General features: G+C 70.1%; 13 protein-coding genes. 3 read left to right on the forward strand and 10 right to left on the reverse strand.

Going from position 1 to position 14,541, the window contains the following annotated elements; translation table 11 throughout:
- Positions 1-116 precede the first annotated feature (116 nt).
- The 7 genes from DM992_RS14410 to DM992_RS14440 form a co-directional block, all read right to left on the reverse strand.
- Positions 117-824 carry an ABC transporter ATP-binding protein gene (locus tag DM992_RS14410; protein WP_111017287.1) on the reverse strand — a complete coding sequence of 236 codons (708 nt, stop codon included), beginning with the start codon at positions 822-824 and terminating at the stop codon, positions 117-119.
- Positions 821-1,573: an ABC transporter ATP-binding protein gene (locus DM992_RS14415; protein WP_111017288.1), complete on the reverse strand. Its 753-nt coding sequence runs from the start codon at positions 1,571-1,573 to the stop codon at positions 821-823. The genes DM992_RS14410 and DM992_RS14415 overlap by 4 nt, the downstream gene beginning before the upstream one ends.
- Entirely contained in the window at positions 1,570-2,799 is a 1,230-nt protein-coding gene (locus tag DM992_RS14420) for a branched-chain amino acid ABC transporter permease (protein WP_111017289.1), read from the reverse strand. The genes DM992_RS14415 and DM992_RS14420 overlap by 4 nt, the downstream gene beginning before the upstream one ends.
- On the reverse strand, positions 2,792-3,727 hold the full coding sequence (locus DM992_RS14425) for a branched-chain amino acid ABC transporter permease (protein ID WP_111017290.1): 936 nt from the start codon (positions 3,725-3,727) through the stop codon (positions 2,792-2,794). The genes DM992_RS14420 and DM992_RS14425 overlap by 8 nt, the downstream gene beginning before the upstream one ends.
- Before the next feature lie 9 nt (positions 3,728-3,736).
- The gene (locus DM992_RS14430; RefSeq protein ID WP_111017938.1) at positions 3,737-4,174 is read right to left on the reverse strand and encodes a thioesterase family protein; all 438 of its coding nucleotides are present in this window, start codon (positions 4,172-4,174) and stop codon (positions 3,737-3,739) included.
- A gap of 139 nt (positions 4,175-4,313) precedes the next feature.
- A complete protein-coding gene (locus DM992_RS14435; RefSeq protein WP_111017291.1) occupies positions 4,314-4,850 on the reverse strand; it encodes an NUDIX domain-containing protein in 537 nt (178 codons plus the stop codon).
- 121 nt (positions 4,851-4,971) lie between these two features.
- Positions 4,972-6,225 (reverse strand): YbfB/YjiJ family MFS transporter, encoded by a 1,254-nt coding sequence (locus DM992_RS14440; RefSeq protein ID WP_111017292.1) that lies wholly within the window; start codon positions 6,223-6,225, stop codon positions 4,972-4,974.
- A gap of 123 nt (positions 6,226-6,348) precedes the next feature.
- On the opposite strand from DM992_RS14440, the gene DM992_RS14445 reads away from it, so the two are divergent.
- The gene (locus DM992_RS14445; protein ID WP_111017293.1) at positions 6,349-7,263 is read left to right on the forward strand and encodes a LysR family transcriptional regulator; all 915 of its coding nucleotides are present in this window, start codon (positions 6,349-6,351) and stop codon (positions 7,261-7,263) included.
- 232 nt (positions 7,264-7,495) lie between these two features.
- On the opposite strand, the gene alaS is transcribed toward DM992_RS14445, so the two are convergent.
- A complete protein-coding gene (alaS, locus tag DM992_RS14450; protein WP_111017294.1) occupies positions 7,496-10,120 on the reverse strand; it encodes an alanine--tRNA ligase in 2,625 nt (874 codons plus the stop codon).
- 254 nt (positions 10,121-10,374) lie between these two features.
- On the opposite strand from alaS, the gene DM992_RS14460 reads away from it, so the two are divergent.
- A complete protein-coding gene (locus DM992_RS14460; RefSeq protein WP_111017295.1) occupies positions 10,375-11,595 on the forward strand; it encodes a CaiB/BaiF CoA-transferase family protein in 1,221 nt (406 codons plus the stop codon).
- A gap of 36 nt (positions 11,596-11,631) precedes the next feature.
- Here DM992_RS14460 and DM992_RS14465 read toward each other — a convergent pair whose 3' ends face one another.
- Positions 11,632-12,180, reverse strand: a complete 549-nt coding sequence (locus DM992_RS14465; RefSeq protein ID WP_111017296.1) for an alpha/beta hydrolase — start codon at positions 12,178-12,180, stop codon at positions 11,632-11,634.
- Between the two features lie 166 nt (positions 12,181-12,346).
- Positions 12,347-12,556 carry an ornithine acetyltransferase gene (locus DM992_RS14470; protein WP_006497729.1) on the reverse strand — a complete coding sequence of 70 codons (210 nt, stop codon included), beginning with the start codon at positions 12,554-12,556 and terminating at the stop codon, positions 12,347-12,349.
- A 252-nt stretch (positions 12,557-12,808) separates the two neighbouring features.
- Between DM992_RS14470 and DM992_RS14475 the strand changes: the two genes are divergently transcribed.
- Positions 12,809-14,518, forward strand: coding sequence for a glutamine--tRNA ligase/YqeY domain fusion protein (locus DM992_RS14475; RefSeq protein WP_111017297.1), 1,710 nt, complete (start codon positions 12,809-12,811; stop codon positions 14,516-14,518).
- Positions 14,519-14,541: the final 23 nt, after the last annotated feature.

Genomic DNA, 14,541 nt, shown 5'->3' on the forward strand with positions numbered 1-14,541 from the left:
GCCGCATCGATGCGGCGGCCCGGCATGACTGGCAATTTAAGGTGCCGCGCGGCGGCGATAAAGCGGCTCGACGCGAATTGTCTGGCGGGGCCGGCCGAACAATCGGTTCGGCGCCGTCAGCCGGCGCTCAGCCATGCGTTGGCGATGTCTCCGCCCAGGCCATCGAGCGCGCCGTCGTAGACGATCCGTCCGCGCCCCATTACCGCGACGCGCGTCGTCAACCTCGGCGCAAGCTGCAGTCGCTGCTCGATCAGCACGATCGCGACGCCGTCCGCCTGCAGTGCGGCGAGGCACGCACCGACTTCGTCGACCGCGAGCGGCGCGAGCCCTTCGGCCGGTTCGTCGACGATCAGCATGCGCGGGCGGCCGGCGAGCGCACGCACCAGCGCGAGCACCTGCTGCTCGCCGCCCGACAGCCGCCCGGCCTTCACGTCCGCGCGCGCGGCCAGCAGCGGAAAGCGGTCGAACAGGCGTTCGAGCGCCGCGCGTTCGGCCGCGCCGTGCGTGCCGCGCAGCCCGAGCTTCAGGTTGTCGCGCACGGTCAGCAGCGGAAACACGTCGCGGCTTTCGGCAACGTAAGCGACGCCGCGCCGCGCGATTTCGAACGTGCGCGCGCCCGCGCATTCGGCGCCGGCGATGCGCACCGAGCCGGCCGTGCGCACGAGCCCCATCACGGCCTTCGCGAGCGTCGAGCGACCCGAGCCGTTGCGGCCGAGCAGCGCGAGCGTCTCGCCCGACGCGAGCGCGAGATCGACGCCGTCGAGCACGGGCTGCATCCCGTACCACGCGCGCAGGTCGCGGATGTCGAGCAGTGCGCTCGTCATACGCTGCCCTCGCCGAGATACGCGGCGCGCACGGCCGGATCCGCGCGGATCGCATCGGGCTCGCCGGTCGCGACCACCGCGCCGCGCACGAGCACCGTGATGCGTTCAGCGAAGCCGAACACCGCATCCATGTCGTGCTCGATCATCAGCACCGTGCGGCCCTGCGTCGTCGCGCGGATCAGCGCGATCATCCGCGCCGCCTGCGCGCGGCTCATGCCGGCCGTCGGCTCGTCGAGCAGCAGCGTGCGCGCGCCGCTCGCGAGCGCGATCCCGAGATCGAGCGCGCGCTGCTCCGCATAGCCCAGTTCGGCGGCCGGCGTGTCGCGCTGCGCGTCGAGACCGATGTCGTGCAGCACGCGCGCGGCCGCGAGATCGACCGACGCCGATTCGCGCAGCCGGTTCCACCAGCGCCGCCGCTCGGCCGGCGCATGCAGCGCCGCGCAGCGCAGGTTGTCGAACACGGTCAGCCGCGCGAACGCGCTCGTCTGCTGGAAACTGCGGCCGATGCCGAGGTGGCTCGCGACGACCGGCCCGCGCCCGCGCAGTTCGACGCCGTGCAGCACGACGCGCCCGCGCGTCGGCCGCGTCGCGCCCGCAATCACGCCGAACAGCGTCGACTTGCCCGCGCCGTTCGGCCCGATCAGCGCATGGCGCTCGCCGGTCGCGATGCTCAGCTCGACGCCGTCGAGCACGGTCTGCGCACCGAAGCACTGCGTGACGCCGTGCAGCGCGATCGCGTTGCCGTTCATCGCCCGCCCCCCCGCTTGCCGACCTGCATGCCCTGCGCGAGCCGCGCGCGCCAGCCCCACAGCAGCGTGCCGATGCCGGCCGCCGAACACGCGACGGCCCAGCCGGCCGGCGTATCGGCGTCGATGCCCCAGGCGCCGAACGCGAAGCCCGTGCCGTCGTCCTGCGCGAAGCGCCACGCATAACCGAGTTCGGCCGCGCAGACGATCGCAACGCCCCAGAACACGCACGCGCCGACGCCGCACAGCATGCGCCACCGCTCGGCAGCCGGCGCGCCGCGCCGCAACGCCTGCGCGAGCGCTTGCGCGATGCCCGCGATCCCGCGCGGCGCAGCCACGACGATCACGACGAACAGCACGCCGAGATATAGCGCCCACGCGCGCGACACGCCCGCGACGACGATGCTCAGCGCGGTCAGCATGGCCGCGCCGGCCGCCGGCCCGAAGAACGCGCCGGTACCGCCGATCACCGCGGCGATCAGCACGGTCGCCGAGCGCGCCATCGACACGCTGTCGGGTGTCGCTATTTCGACGTCGATCAGCGTCAGCGTGCCGGCGATGCCCGCGAAGAACGACGCGCAAGTGACCATCGCGAGCCGCACGCGGCGCGGATCGGTGCCGAGCGCGGCGACCCGCGCCGGGTTGTCGCGCACCGCGTTCGCGAGCCGCGCGAGCGGCGTACGCGTCAGCGCATGCATCGCGAACGCCGACACGAAGCACCATGCGGCGATCACCGCGTACGCCTGCACCGGCGCGCCGAAATGCCAGCCGCCCCACGGCGTGCCGCTCGCGCGATCGATCGGCACGCCGCCGATGCCGCCGAACCACGCGGGCACGCTCCACGCGGCGGCCGCGACGCATTCGCCGAGCCCGAGCGTGATCATCGCGAACGCGGTGCCTGAACGGCGCGTCGCGAGCAGCCCGGCGACGAAGCCGAAGCCCGCGCCGGCCGCGCCGCCGACGAGCGGCAGCAGCGGCAGCGGCCCGCCGAAGCGGTTGAACCAGTGCGCGGCGGCGAATGCGCCGAGGCCCGCGAACGCCGCATGCCCGAACGACAGCAGCCCGGTCGTGCCGAGCTGCAGGTTGTACGACAGCGCGAGCACGACGAGCGCGGCCGTCTGCGCGAGATAGCCGAGCATCGCGCCATGCGGCCACAGCCACGCGGGCAGCGCGACGCACGCGGCGAACAGCGCCCAGCGCGCCAGGCCGGCGAGCGCGCGGCTACGCATCGGCACGCTCGCCGAACAGCCCGCGCGGCCGTGCGACCAGCACCGCGACGAGCAGCAGGTACGGTACCAGCGGCGCCAGTTGCGCGATCGACACCGCGGCCACGCTGTCGGGCAGCGCGACGCCGGCCCATTGCGCGAGGTCGCGCAACGACGTGTCGCTCGCGGCCGTGAAGGTCTGCGCGAAACCGACCGCGAGCGACGCGGCGAACGCGCCGCCGAGCGAGCCGAGCCCGCCGATCACGACGACCGCGAATACGACCGACCCGACGGTCTCGGCCAGCGCGGGTTCGATCACCGCGAGCGGCGCGCCGATCACGCCGGCCAGCGCCGCGAGCGCGGTGCCCGCGCCGAACAGCGCCGTCATCACGCGCGGCACGTCGTAGCCGAGCGCCTCGACGGCCGCGCGATGCGTGAGCGCCGCGCGCACGACGAGCCCGATGCGCGACACGCGCAGCAGCGCGCCGAGCGCGACCAGCATCGCCGTGGACATCCCCATCATGAACAGCCGGTAGCGCGGCAGCGCGAGGCCGAATACGGTCACGGGTGCGCCGTCGAACAGCGGCGGCACGGGCGCCGGCAGCGGCGCGAGGCCCCACAGCAGTTTCGCACCCTCGCCGATCAGGTACGCAAGGCCGAAGGTCAGCAGCAGCTCGCTCGTATGGCCGCGTGCCTGCACGCGGCGCAGCAGCCCGCGTTCGCAGCCGGCGCCGAGCAGCCCGACCGCGAGCGGCGCGAGCACGAGCGCGGGCCAGAAGCCCGCTCGCGCCGCGATGCTGTAGCCGACATATGCGCCGAGCATGTAGAAGCTCGCATGCGCGAAGTTGAGCACGCCCTGCACGCTGAAGATCAGCGTGAGGCCAGCCGACAGCATGAACAGCAGCAAACCGTAGCTGAGGCCGTTGAAGGCCTGGAGCGCGACCGCGTGCACCGCGAACCGTCAGGCCGCGAGCGGGTCGAGCGCGGCGCGCAGCGCGTCGGGCAGCGGCACCGGGCGGCGCGTGCCGCGATCGACATACACGTGCACGAAATGCCCCTGCGCGGCGGGCGATGCGTCGCCTTGCGCGAACAGCCCGACCTCGTAGCGCACGCTCGACGTGCCGAGCTTCGCGACGCGCAGCCCCGCGTCGACCGACTGCGGAAACACGAGCGGCGCGAAGTAGTTGCACTGCGTCTCGACGACAAGCCCGATCGTCTGCCCGTGCTCGACGTCGAGCACGCCCGCGCGGATCAGGTACTCGTTCACGACCGTGTCGAAGTAGCTGTAGTAGACGACGTTGTTCACGTGCCCGTAGACGTCGTTGTCCATCCAGCGGGTCGTGATCGGCAGGAAGTGGCGGTAGGCGTCGCGCGGACGCGGCTGCGGCTTGTCGGACATGGCGATGGCGGTCAGGACGATAGAGGCGATGAAGACGAAGCGCGGCGGCCGGGTGGCACGGCGCGCCGGCAACAAGCGAAGCGCCGCGTCGCGGTCGCGCGCGGCACGGCGGATGAAACCCTGCGGACGGTTCGGCCCGTCACTGCCCCGGCCGGTCGACGAATTCGAAATCGAGGCCGCGCGCACGCATCCAGTCGGCGAGCGCGACGCCCGTGCCGGCGCGCCACGGGCGCAGCTGCGGCGGATCGACGAGCCGGTATTCGAGCAGTTCGGGCGACAGCGCGACCGTGCCCGACGCGCGCACGTGATACGCGATGATCAATTCGTTCTTGCGGATGAATTCGTAGACGCCGACGAGCGACACATGCTCGGCCTTCAGCGCCGTTTCCTCGAATACCTCACGCGCGATGCCGTCCTCGGGCGTCTCGCCGTTCTCGAGGAAACCGGTGATCAGCGCGAACATCCCTTCGGGCCAGGCCGCGTTGCGCGCGAGCAGGATCTTGCCGTCGAGCTCGACGATCGCGGCGACGACGGGCAGCGGGTTGTTCCAGTGAACATAGCCGCAGGTGTCGTCGGGGCACGCCTGGCGGACGCGGCCGCCTTCATGTTCGGGATCGGCGCGCTCGGTCAGCGGGCTCGCGCAGCGCGGGCAAAAGCGGTAGTCGGCGGTGGTCATCGATGGGGATCTGGCGGACGCCCGGCGGCCGCCTGCCGGCCGCCCGCGCACCCGCTCGGCGCGGGAAAGGCCTCATTCTAGCGAGTTTGCCCGTGCCGCAGACGATCCGGCCCCGCAGGCGTCAGGGTCGCAGGCGGCCCTTCGCGGCGATCGCCGCGAAGCCGGCGGCGCCCGCGAGCAGCGCGGCCACCGCGACCCACAGCGCCGGCGAAAACGACCCGAAGCGCGCGGCAAGCGGCGCCGCGACGAGCGGGCCGAGAATCTGCCCGATCCCGTACGACGCGGTCGCATAGCCCATCAGCCCGGCCGCGCGCTCGCCGTGCAGGCGCCGCGCCTCGCGCATCGCGAACAGCGTGATCGCGGTGAACGGCAGGCCGAGCAGCGCGCTGCCGACCGAAAAGCCGAGCGCGTTCGGCCACACGATCCCGGCCGCAATGCCGAGCGCCTGCGTCGCGCAGCCGGCCGCCAGCAGCAGCCGGTTGTCCCAGTGCCCGGGCAGCCGCGCGGCGGCGATCGCGCCGACGATCAGCGCCGCGCCGAACATCGGCCAGAACAGGTCGGGCCACGGCGAGCCGGCCGGCAGCACGGCGCGCGCGATCACGGGCAGGAACGTCGCGGTGATGATGTAGCCGAAGCCCGGCGTTCCGTACAGCACGACGAGCCACGCGGCATCCGCGCGATGGCGTCGTGCGTCGGCCGTCGCCGCGGAGGCTGCCGCAGCTGCGGCGGCCGCATGCGGCGCGGCACCGGCCGCCGGCACGGCTGGCGCCGGCGCGACCGCAAAGGTGCGCCAGATCGCGACCGACAGCACGGCCGACAGCGCCGCGAAGCCGAGCCAGCCCGACGCCGCCGGCCGGCCGGCCAGCGCGCTGCCGATCAGCCCCGTCAGCACGATGCCGACGCCGGGCCCCGCGTAGATCACCCCGCTCCACTCGGGCGCGTGCAGCTCGGCGAGGCGCCGCAGCCCCCATTGCGACATGAACACGAACGTCCATGCGCTGACGACGCCCGCGACGAAGCGCACCGCGAGCCACACGGGCAGCAGGTGGCCGACGCCCATCGCGGCGGTGAGCAGCACGGTGGCCGCGAGCCCGAAGCGGACCATCCGCGCCGGCGCGACGCGCAGCGCCGCGCAACTGACCGCGCCGGCGAAGTAACCCGCGTAGTTCGCCGATGCGAGCCAGCCGCCGGCCTTCAGGCCGATCGAGCCGTCCGCGAGCATCAGCGGCAGCAGCGGCGTGAACGCGAAACGGCCGACACCGAGCACGACGGCGAGGCCGACCATGCAGGCCAGCGCGGCCGCTCGGGCGCGTCGGTCGGCCTGATCGGACGGAAGCGCGCCGGCGGCGGCGGTCGGGGCATCGGAGCGGGACATGGCGGCATGGGCCGGCGCACGACGCGCCGGCCGGATCGGAAACCGGAATGGGTCCATCGTAGCTTGACCAAACGTTCTTGAAAAATGAATAATTAAGAATCCATTCATCGCTTGGAGAGAATCATGGACCTGGCGGCGCTGGCGATTTTCCGGGCGGTCGTGCGCGAGAACGGCGTGACGCGCGCGGCGGCGAAGCTCAATCGCGTGCAGTCGAACGTCACGACGCGCATCAAGCAACTCGAGGAAGAACTCGGTGCGGCGCTGTTCGTGCGCGATGGCCGCCGGCTCGTGCTGACGCCGGCCGGGCACACGCTGCTGCCGTATGCGGAGCGCCTGCTCGCGCTCGCCGACGAGGCGCGCGACGCGGTGCGCGAAGACACGCCGCGCGGGCGGCTGCGGCTCGGCACGATGGAAAGCACCGCCGCGAGCCGGCTGCCGACCGTGCTCGCGCGCTATCACCATGCGTGGCCCGACGTGTCGCTCGAGCTGGTGACGGGCACGACGGGCTGGCTGATCGGCAAGGTGCGCGACTTCGAGATCGACGCCGCGCTGTTCGCGCGCCCGCCCGCGCCGGACACGCTGCCCGACACGTTCGAGACGGTGCCGGTCTTCCGCGAGGATCTGGTGCTGCTCACGCCGCGCGGCCATCCGCCGGTGCGCACGCCGCGCGACGTGATCCTGCCCACGCTGATCGCGTTCGAGCGCGGCTGCACGTATCGGAAGTACGTCGAGCAGTGGTATGCCGCGCATGGGACGAAGCCGGCGCGCGTGCTCGAGCTCGGCTCGTATCACGCGATCGTCGCGTGCGTCGCGGCCGGCGCGGGCATCGCTGTCGCGCCGCGCTCGGTGCTCGACCTGCAGCCCGAGACCGGCAACATCGTCGCACACACGATTCCCGAACTCGAAGGGATCGATACGCTGCTCGCGTGGCGGCAGGGTTATGCGTCGGCGGCGCTCGCCGCACTGCGAGACGCGCTTGGGGAGGCCGCGCGGCAGCCGGACGCAGCGCAGAAGCCGCGCGTGGCGCTGCCGGCCTGACGCGATCCGCCGACGAACGCACGACGACGCACCCGCCGCCCGTCTGCAGGGCTGGCTACCGCTCGTGCGTCAGGCACGGCGGCGGATCAGCCACCCGCACCCCGTGCAAACGCAAAACGACCCGACCGGCCAATGGCCGATCGGGTCGTTTCGTTTCATGCGATTCCGTCGAAAGAACCGCGCGGTGCCGGCCGGCGCTCCGCCCTCGCGGGCGCCGCGCCGGCCAGACCGATCAAAGACGCTCTTCGACCCAGCCCTTCACACCGGCCAGTGCGCCCGGCAGGTTCGCCGGCTCGGTGCCGCCTGCCTGCGCCATGTCCGGACGGCCGCCGCCCTTGCCGCCGACCTGCTGCGCGACGAAGTTCACGAGCTCGCCGGCCTTGACCTTCTTGCTCGCGTCGGGCGTGACGCCCGCGATCAGGCTGACCTTGCCGCCTTCGACGGCCGCCAGCACGATCGCCGCGCTCTTCAGCTTGTCCTTCAGCTTGTCGACCGTTTCGCGCAGCGTCTTCGCGTCGGCGCCGTCGAGCGTCGCGGCCAGCACGTACACGCCGCCGATTTCGACGGCCTGCTGCGCGAGCTCGTCGCCCTGGCTCGATGCGAGCTTCGACTTCAGCGCGCCCAGTTCCTTCTCGAGCGACTTCACCTGGTCCTGCACCTGCGCGATGCGCTGCGTGAGCTCCGACGGCTGCGCCTTCAGCGCGGCTGCCGCTTCGTTCACGCGGGCGTCGAGATCCTGCACGAAGCGCACCGCGTTGTCGCCGGTGATCGCCTCGACGCGGCGGATGCCGGCTGCGACGCCGCCTTCGACGACGATCTTGAAGAAGCCGATGTCGCCGGTGCGGTGCACGTGCGTGCCGCCGCACAGTTCTCGCGAGAAGCCGAGGTCGAGCACGCGCACTTCATCGCCGTACTTCTCGCCGAACAGCGCCATCGCGCCGCCCTTCACCGCTTCGTCGTACGGCATCACGCGCACGATGCCCGGCGCGTTCGCGAGGATTTCGTTGTTGACGATCTGCTCGACGCGACGGATTTCGTCGTCCGTCATCGGCGCGTTGTGCGCGAAGTCGAAACGGGTTTTTTCCGCGTCGACCAGCGAACCCTTCTGCTGCACGTGCGCGCCGAGTACCTCGCGCAGCGCCTTGTGCATCAGGTGGGTGGCCGAGTGGTTGCGCTGCGTGCGCGCACGACGGTGCGCGTCGATTTCCGCGCGCAGCACGTCGCCGACCTTCAGCGTGCCCTGCTCGAGCGTGCCGTGGTGGCCGATCACGTCGGCCTGCACCTTCAGCGTGTCGGCCACCGCGAAGCGCGTCGACGCATTCGCGAGCACGCCCTGGTCGCCGACCTGGCCGCCCGATTCCGCATAGAACGGCGTGTGGTCGAGCACGACGACCGCATCCTGGCCGGCCTTCACTTCGTTGACCGACGAGCCGTCGACGTACAGCGCGACGACCTTCGCGTCGTCGAACGCGATTTCCTCGTAGCCGTGGAAGGTGGTTTTCGCGCCCGTGTATTCGAGGCCCTGCGTGGCCTTGAACTTGCCGGCCGCGCGCGCCTGCTCGCGCTGGCGCGCCATCGCATCGTCGAATGCCGGCTCGTCGACCGTCATGCCGCGCTCGCGGCATACGTCGGCCGTGAGGTCGAGCGGGAAGCCGTAGGTATCGTGCAGCTTGAACGCGAGTTCGCCGTCGAGCACCTTGCCGCCCTTCGCCTCGACGTCGGCCAGCGCGCCCTCGAGGATCGACATCCCGTGCTCGATCGTTTCGAAGAAGCGCTCTTCTTCCTGGCGCAGCACGTCGGTCACGCGCTGTTCGGCTTCCTTCAGCTCCGGATACGCGCCGCCCATCTCGGCGACGAGGTCGGCCACCAGCTTGTGGAAGAACGAACCCTTGCGGCCGAGCTTGTAGCCGTGGCGGATCGCGCGGCGCACGATCCGGCGCAGCACGTAGCCGCGACCTTCGTTGCCCGGAATCACGCCGTCGACGATCAGGAACGAGCACGCGCGGATGTGATCGGCGATCACCTTCAGCGAGTTGTTGTTCAGGTCGCTGATCTCGGTCACGCGCGCGGCGGCCTTGATCAGGTTCTGGAACAGGTCGATCTCGTAGTTGCTGTGCACGTGCTGCAGCACCGCGGCGAGGCGCTCGAGGCCCATGCCGGTGTCGACGGACTGCTTCGGCAGCCGCGTCATGTTGCCCTGCGCGTCGCGGTTGAACTGCATGAACACGAGGTTCCAGATCTCGATGTAGCGGTCGCCGTCTTCTTCAGGCGACCCCGGCGGGCCGCCCCACACGTCCGGGCCGTGATCGTAGAAGATTTCCGTGCACGGGCCGCACGGGCCCGTATCGCCCATGGTCCAGAAGTTGTCGGACGCGTAGCGCGCGCCCTTGTTGTCGCCGATCCGGATGATGCGCTCGGCCGGCACGCCGACTTCCTTCGCCCAGATGTCGTACGCCTCGTCGTCTTCCTGGTAGACGGTGACCCACAGCTTTTCCTTCGGCAGCTGGTAGACCGTGGTCAGCAGCTCCCACGCGAAGCGGATCGCGTCGTGCTTGAAGTAGTCGCCGAACGAGAAGTTGCCGAGCATCTCGAAGAACGTGTGGTGACGCGCCGTGTAGCCGACGTTCTCGAGGTCGTTGTGCTTGCCGCCCGCGCGCACGCTGCGCTGCGCCGTCGTGGCGCGCGAATACGGGCGCTGGTCCGTGCCGAGGAAGACGTCCTTGAACTGGACCATGCCCGAGTTCGTGAACATCAGCGTGGGGTCGTTACCGGGCACGAGGCTCGACGAGCGGACGATCGTGTGACCCTTCGATTCGAAGAATTTGAGGAATTTCTCGCGGATTTCGGCAGCTTTCATGGCGTGCGGGGACAGTCTGGCAAAGACGGCTTCAAACGCCGGCGCCCCAGGCGGGGCGCGCGGCGGCATGGATTCGGAAACGTTCGATTATACGGGATCGGGGCCGGCTTCCGGGCAAAGCGCCGGCAAAGCGGCTCGGCCATTCGGCCGGCCCGGCTGGGCCACCCGGATGGCCGATTCGACTTAAGATGCTCGGCATGCCAATCGGCCTTGCCGAACAACGGAGGCCAGCCATGAAAGGAGACGATTCGACGATGGGTGCCCTGAGCCATATCCGCGTGCTGGACCTCACCCGCGTGCTCGCGGGCCCGTGGTGCGCGCAGACCCTCGCCGATTTCGGCGCGGACGTGATCAAGGTCGAGCGCCCGGGCGCCGGCGACGACACGCGCCACTGGGGGCCGCCGTACCTGAAGGGCGCGGACGGCACGGATACCGCCGAGGCCGCGTACTACCTCGCGGCGAACCGCAACAAGCGCTCGGTGACGATCGACATCGCGACGCCCGAAGGCCAGCAGATCGTGCGCGAACTCGCCGCGCAAAGCGACGTCGTGCTCGAGAACTACAAGGTCGGCCAGTTGAAGAAATACGGGCTCGACTACGAATCGCTGCGCGCGGTGAAGCCCGATCTCGTCTACTGCTCGGTCACCGGCTTCGGCCAGACCGGCCCGTACGCGCACCGCGCGGGCTACGACTTCATCGTGCAGGGAATCGGCGGCTTCATGAGCATCACCGGCGAGCGCGACGGCGAGCCGGGCGGCGGCCCGCAGAAGGCTGGCGTCGCGATCGCCGATCTCGCGACCGGCCTCTACTCGACGATCGCCGTGCTCGCCGCGCTCGCGCACCGCGACCATACGGGCGAAGGCCAGTACATCGACATGGCGCTGCTTGACGTGCAGGTCGCGCTGCTCGCGAACATGAACACCAACTTCCTCGCGAGCGGCAAGCCGCCGATGCGCTGGGGCAACGCGCATCCGAACATCGTGCCGTACCAGACGTTCCAGACGAGCGACGGGTGGATCATCGTCGCGGTCGGCAACGACGGGCAGTTCCGCAAGTTCGTCGAGGCCGGTGGCCGGCCCGAACTGGCCGACGACGAGCGCTTCGCGACGAACCCGTCGCGCGTGCGCCACCGCGACACGCTGGTGCCGATCCTCGCGGAGATGGTGAAGGCGCGCGGCAAGGCCGACTGGATCGGCGTGCTCGAAGCGGCCGGCGTGCCGTGCGGGCCGATCAACGATCTGGAGGAAGTGTTCGACAACGAGCAGGTCGTCGCGCGCGGGATGCAGGTGTCGCTGCCGCACCCGTGCGGCGCGGACGTGCAGCTCGTGCGCAACCCGATCCGGATGAGCGCGACGCCGCCCGACGCGCGCACGGCCCCGCCGCTGCTCGGCGCGCAGACCGACGACGTGCTGCGCGACATGCTCGGCTACGACGACGAACGGATCGCGGCGCTGAAGGCGAAGCAGGCGATCTGACGATCGGCCGCGCTTCAGGCGCTCGCGCGGCGGCGACTAGCGCGCGAGCGCGTCCAGCCAGCCGCGCGCGGCCGGCCAGTCGCCGAGCCCGCTGTCCGCATTGATGTGGCCGCGCGGGCCGATGTCGCGGAATTCACTGCCCCACGCATGCGCGCAGCCGCGCGCGAACGCGAGCGAGCCGTACGGATCGTCGCTGCTCGCGACCACGCAGGTCGGAAACGGCAGCCGCTCGTGCGGCACCGGCCCGAAGCCGTGCGCGTCGGCAGGAAACGCCGGCCCGGCGGGATCGGGCAGCGCGACGAGCAGCGCGCCGCGCACTTTCGCGAGCGCAGCCGGGCGCGCATAACGCGTCGCCCACCACGCGGCGGTCAGCGTGCCGAGGCTGTGGCCGGCGATCAGCACGGGAGCGCGCGCGGCTTCGACTGCGCGATCGAGCGCGAGACACCAGCCGTTGCGGAACGCGCGGTCCCAGTCGGGCATCGCGACGCGCGAGAAGCGCGCATCGGCGCGCTCCCAGCGGCTCTGCCAGTGAAGCGGGCCCGAATTGGCGTAGCCCGGCAGGACGAGAACAAGGGGGGTGCTCATGGAAGGATTCGTCGACGAATGGCGTGGTTTTGTGAAGTCGACGAAGTGTCGCACACCCTCCTCTCCCTGATGCTGCCTGTCAAAAAAAACGGAAAGGTGTGCAGCGGGTCGTGACGCGCTCAGGTCGGCGTCACGACCGGCCGGCGCTCGGTCGCGCCGGCTTCGATCAGCGTACGCCGGCGCCGACCAGGCCGCCTGCCGCCGCGCCGGCAACCGTGCCGACCGGGCCGCCCGTGATCAGGTAGCCGAGCGCGCCGCCCGCGGCCGCGCCGATACCGGCATTGCGTTGCGTATGCGTCATCGCGCATGCACCGAGTTGCGACAGCGCCGCGACGATCACCGCGGTACGAACGAGAAAAGTGGTCTTCTTCATCATGATTATTGGCTTCCTCCCGCCACGCAATTACGCGAATGGCGGCATTGAATCGGTGAAGCCATCATAGGAAAACCCGAACGGCGCGAGCAATCCGATTTACGTCGTGTTACAGCCGACACACTATCGAGATATTGCGGCACGCATTGCGAACGCGACGGCCCTCACCCGCAAGCCGCGCGGGACGGACCCCGGTCAGGTAGAATTACGGGATTAAACCGGCGCGACGCGCCGACACAACCTGACGCCAACCGCATGAGCACCGAACGCAACGACGCCCCCGCGGCTTCCAACTTCATCCGCAACATCATCGACGACGACAACCGCACCGGCAAATGGGGCGGCCGCGTCGAAACGCGCTTCCCGCCCGAGCCGAACGGCTATCTGCACATCGGCCACGCGAAGAGCATCTGCCTGAACTTCAGCGTCGCGCGCGACTACGGCGGCGTGTGCCACCTGCGCTTCGACGACACGAACCCGGAAAAGGAAAGCGTCGAGTACGTCGACTCGATCGTCGACGCGGTACGCTGGCTCGGTTTCGACTGGCGCAAGGACGCGGTCGACCACCAGTATTTCGCGAGCGACTACTACGACAAGCTGTACGAATTCGCCGAGCTGCTGATCAAGCGCGGCAAGGCGTACGTCGACAGCCAGAGCGCCGACGAAATGCGCGCGAACCGCGGCTCGCTGACGGAAGGCGGCAAGCCGTCGCCGTTCCGCGACCGCACGCCCGATGAGAACCTCGACCTGTTCCGCCGCATGAAGGCCGGCGAGTTCAAGGAAGGCGAGCACGTGCTGCGCGCGAAGATCGACATGGCTTCGCCGAACATGAACATGCGCGACCCGGTGATCTACCGGATCCGCTACGCGCACCACTACCGCACCGGCGACGCATGGTGCGTGTATCCGATGTACGACTACACGCACTGCATCTCGGATGCGCTCGAAGGCATCACGCATTCGCTGTGCACGCTCGAGTTCGAGGATCACCGCCCGCTGTACGACTGGGTGCTGAACGAACTCGCGGAAGCCGGCATGTTCACGCGCCCGCTGCCGCAACAGATCGAATTCTCGCGGCTGAACCTCACGTACGCGATCACCAGCAAGCGCAAGCTGCTGCAGCTCGTCACCGAAGGCCACGTCGACGGCTGGGACGACCCGCGGATGCCGACGATCGTCGGCGTGCGCCGCCGCGGCTTCACGCCGGAGAGCATCCACCTGTTCTGCGAGCGGATCGGCGTGACGAAGATCGATTCGTGGATCGACATGAGCATCTTCGAAGGCGCGCTGCGCGACGACCTCGACGACAAGGCCGCGCGCACGGTCGCGGTGCTCGATCCGCTGAAGCTCGTGATCGACAACTATCCGGAAGGCCAGGAAGAAGCGTGCACGGCGCCCGTGCATCCGCATCACCCGGAACGCGGCGTGCGCACGTTCCCGATCTCGCGCGAGCTGTGGATCGAGCGCGAGGATTTCGTCGAGAACCCGCCGAAGGGCTATTTCCGCCTGTTCCCGGGCAACAAGGTGCGCCTGCGCTACGGCTACGTGATCGAGTGCACGGGCTTCGACAAGGATGCCGACGGCAACGTGACGGCCGTGCACTGCAACTACTTCCCGGACAGCAAGTCGGGTACCGAAGGCGCGAACACGTACAAGGTCAAGGGCAACATCCACTGGGTCAGCGCGAAGCATGCGCAGCCGGCCGAAGTGCGGATCTACGACCGCCTGTTCAAGGAGCCGCATCCGGACGCTGGCGGCGCGAACTTCCTCGAGGCGCTGAACCCCGATTCGAAGAAGATCGTGCAAGCGTACGTCGAGCCGGGCAACGGCGACATCGCGCCGGAAACGCGCCTGCAGTTCGAACGGCACGGCTACTTCGTTGCCGACCGTGTCGATTCGAAGCCGGGCAAGCCCGTGTTCAATCGGATCGTCGGGCTGCGCGACAGCTGGGGCAAGCCGGCCTGACGGCCTGCTCCGCGCGCGGCGCG

Source organism: Burkholderia sp. JP2-270, assembly GCF_003233675.1.
In the GTDB taxonomy this organism is placed as follows: Bacteria; Pseudomonadota; Gammaproteobacteria; order Burkholderiales; family Burkholderiaceae; genus Burkholderia; species Burkholderia pyrrocinia_C.

Bases quoted from the DNA above. Each gene is read 5' to 3' on its own strand.
- DM992_RS14430 (WP_111017938.1), bottom strand. From the start codon at position 4,174: ATGTCCGACAAGCCGCAGCCGCGTCCGCGCGACGCCTACCGCCACTTC.
- DM992_RS14465 (WP_111017296.1), bottom strand. From the start codon at position 12,180: ATGAGCACCCCCCTTGTTCTCGTCCTGCCGGGCTACGCCAATTCGGGC.
- DM992_RS14410 (WP_111017287.1), bottom strand. From the start codon at position 824: ATGACGAGCGCACTGCTCGACATCCGCGACCTGCGCGCGTGGTACGGG.
- alaS (WP_111017294.1), bottom strand. From the start codon at position 10,120: ATGAAAGCTGCCGAAATCCGCGAGAAATTCCTCAAATTCTTCGAATCG.
- DM992_RS14470 (WP_006497729.1), bottom strand. From the start codon at position 12,556: ATGATGAAGAAGACCACTTTTCTCGTTCGTACCGCGGTGATCGTCGCG.
- DM992_RS14420 (WP_111017289.1), bottom strand. From the start codon at position 2,799: ATGCGTAGCCGCGCGCTCGCCGGCCTGGCGCGCTGGGCGCTGTTCGCC.
- DM992_RS14445 (WP_111017293.1), top strand. From the start codon at position 6,349: ATGGACCTGGCGGCGCTGGCGATTTTCCGGGCGGTCGTGCGCGAGAAC.
- DM992_RS14460 (WP_111017295.1), top strand. From the start codon at position 10,375: ATGGGTGCCCTGAGCCATATCCGCGTGCTGGACCTCACCCGCGTGCTC.
- DM992_RS14415 (WP_111017288.1), bottom strand. From the start codon at position 1,573: ATGAACGGCAACGCGATCGCGCTGCACGGCGTCACGCAGTGCTTCGGT.
- DM992_RS14440 (WP_111017292.1), bottom strand. From the start codon at position 6,225: ATGTCCCGCTCCGATGCCCCGACCGCCGCCGCCGGCGCGCTTCCGTCC.
- DM992_RS14435 (WP_111017291.1), bottom strand. From the start codon at position 4,850: ATGACCACCGCCGACTACCGCTTTTGCCCGCGCTGCGCGAGCCCGCTG.
- DM992_RS14475 (WP_111017297.1), top strand. From the start codon at position 12,809: ATGAGCACCGAACGCAACGACGCCCCCGCGGCTTCCAACTTCATCCGC.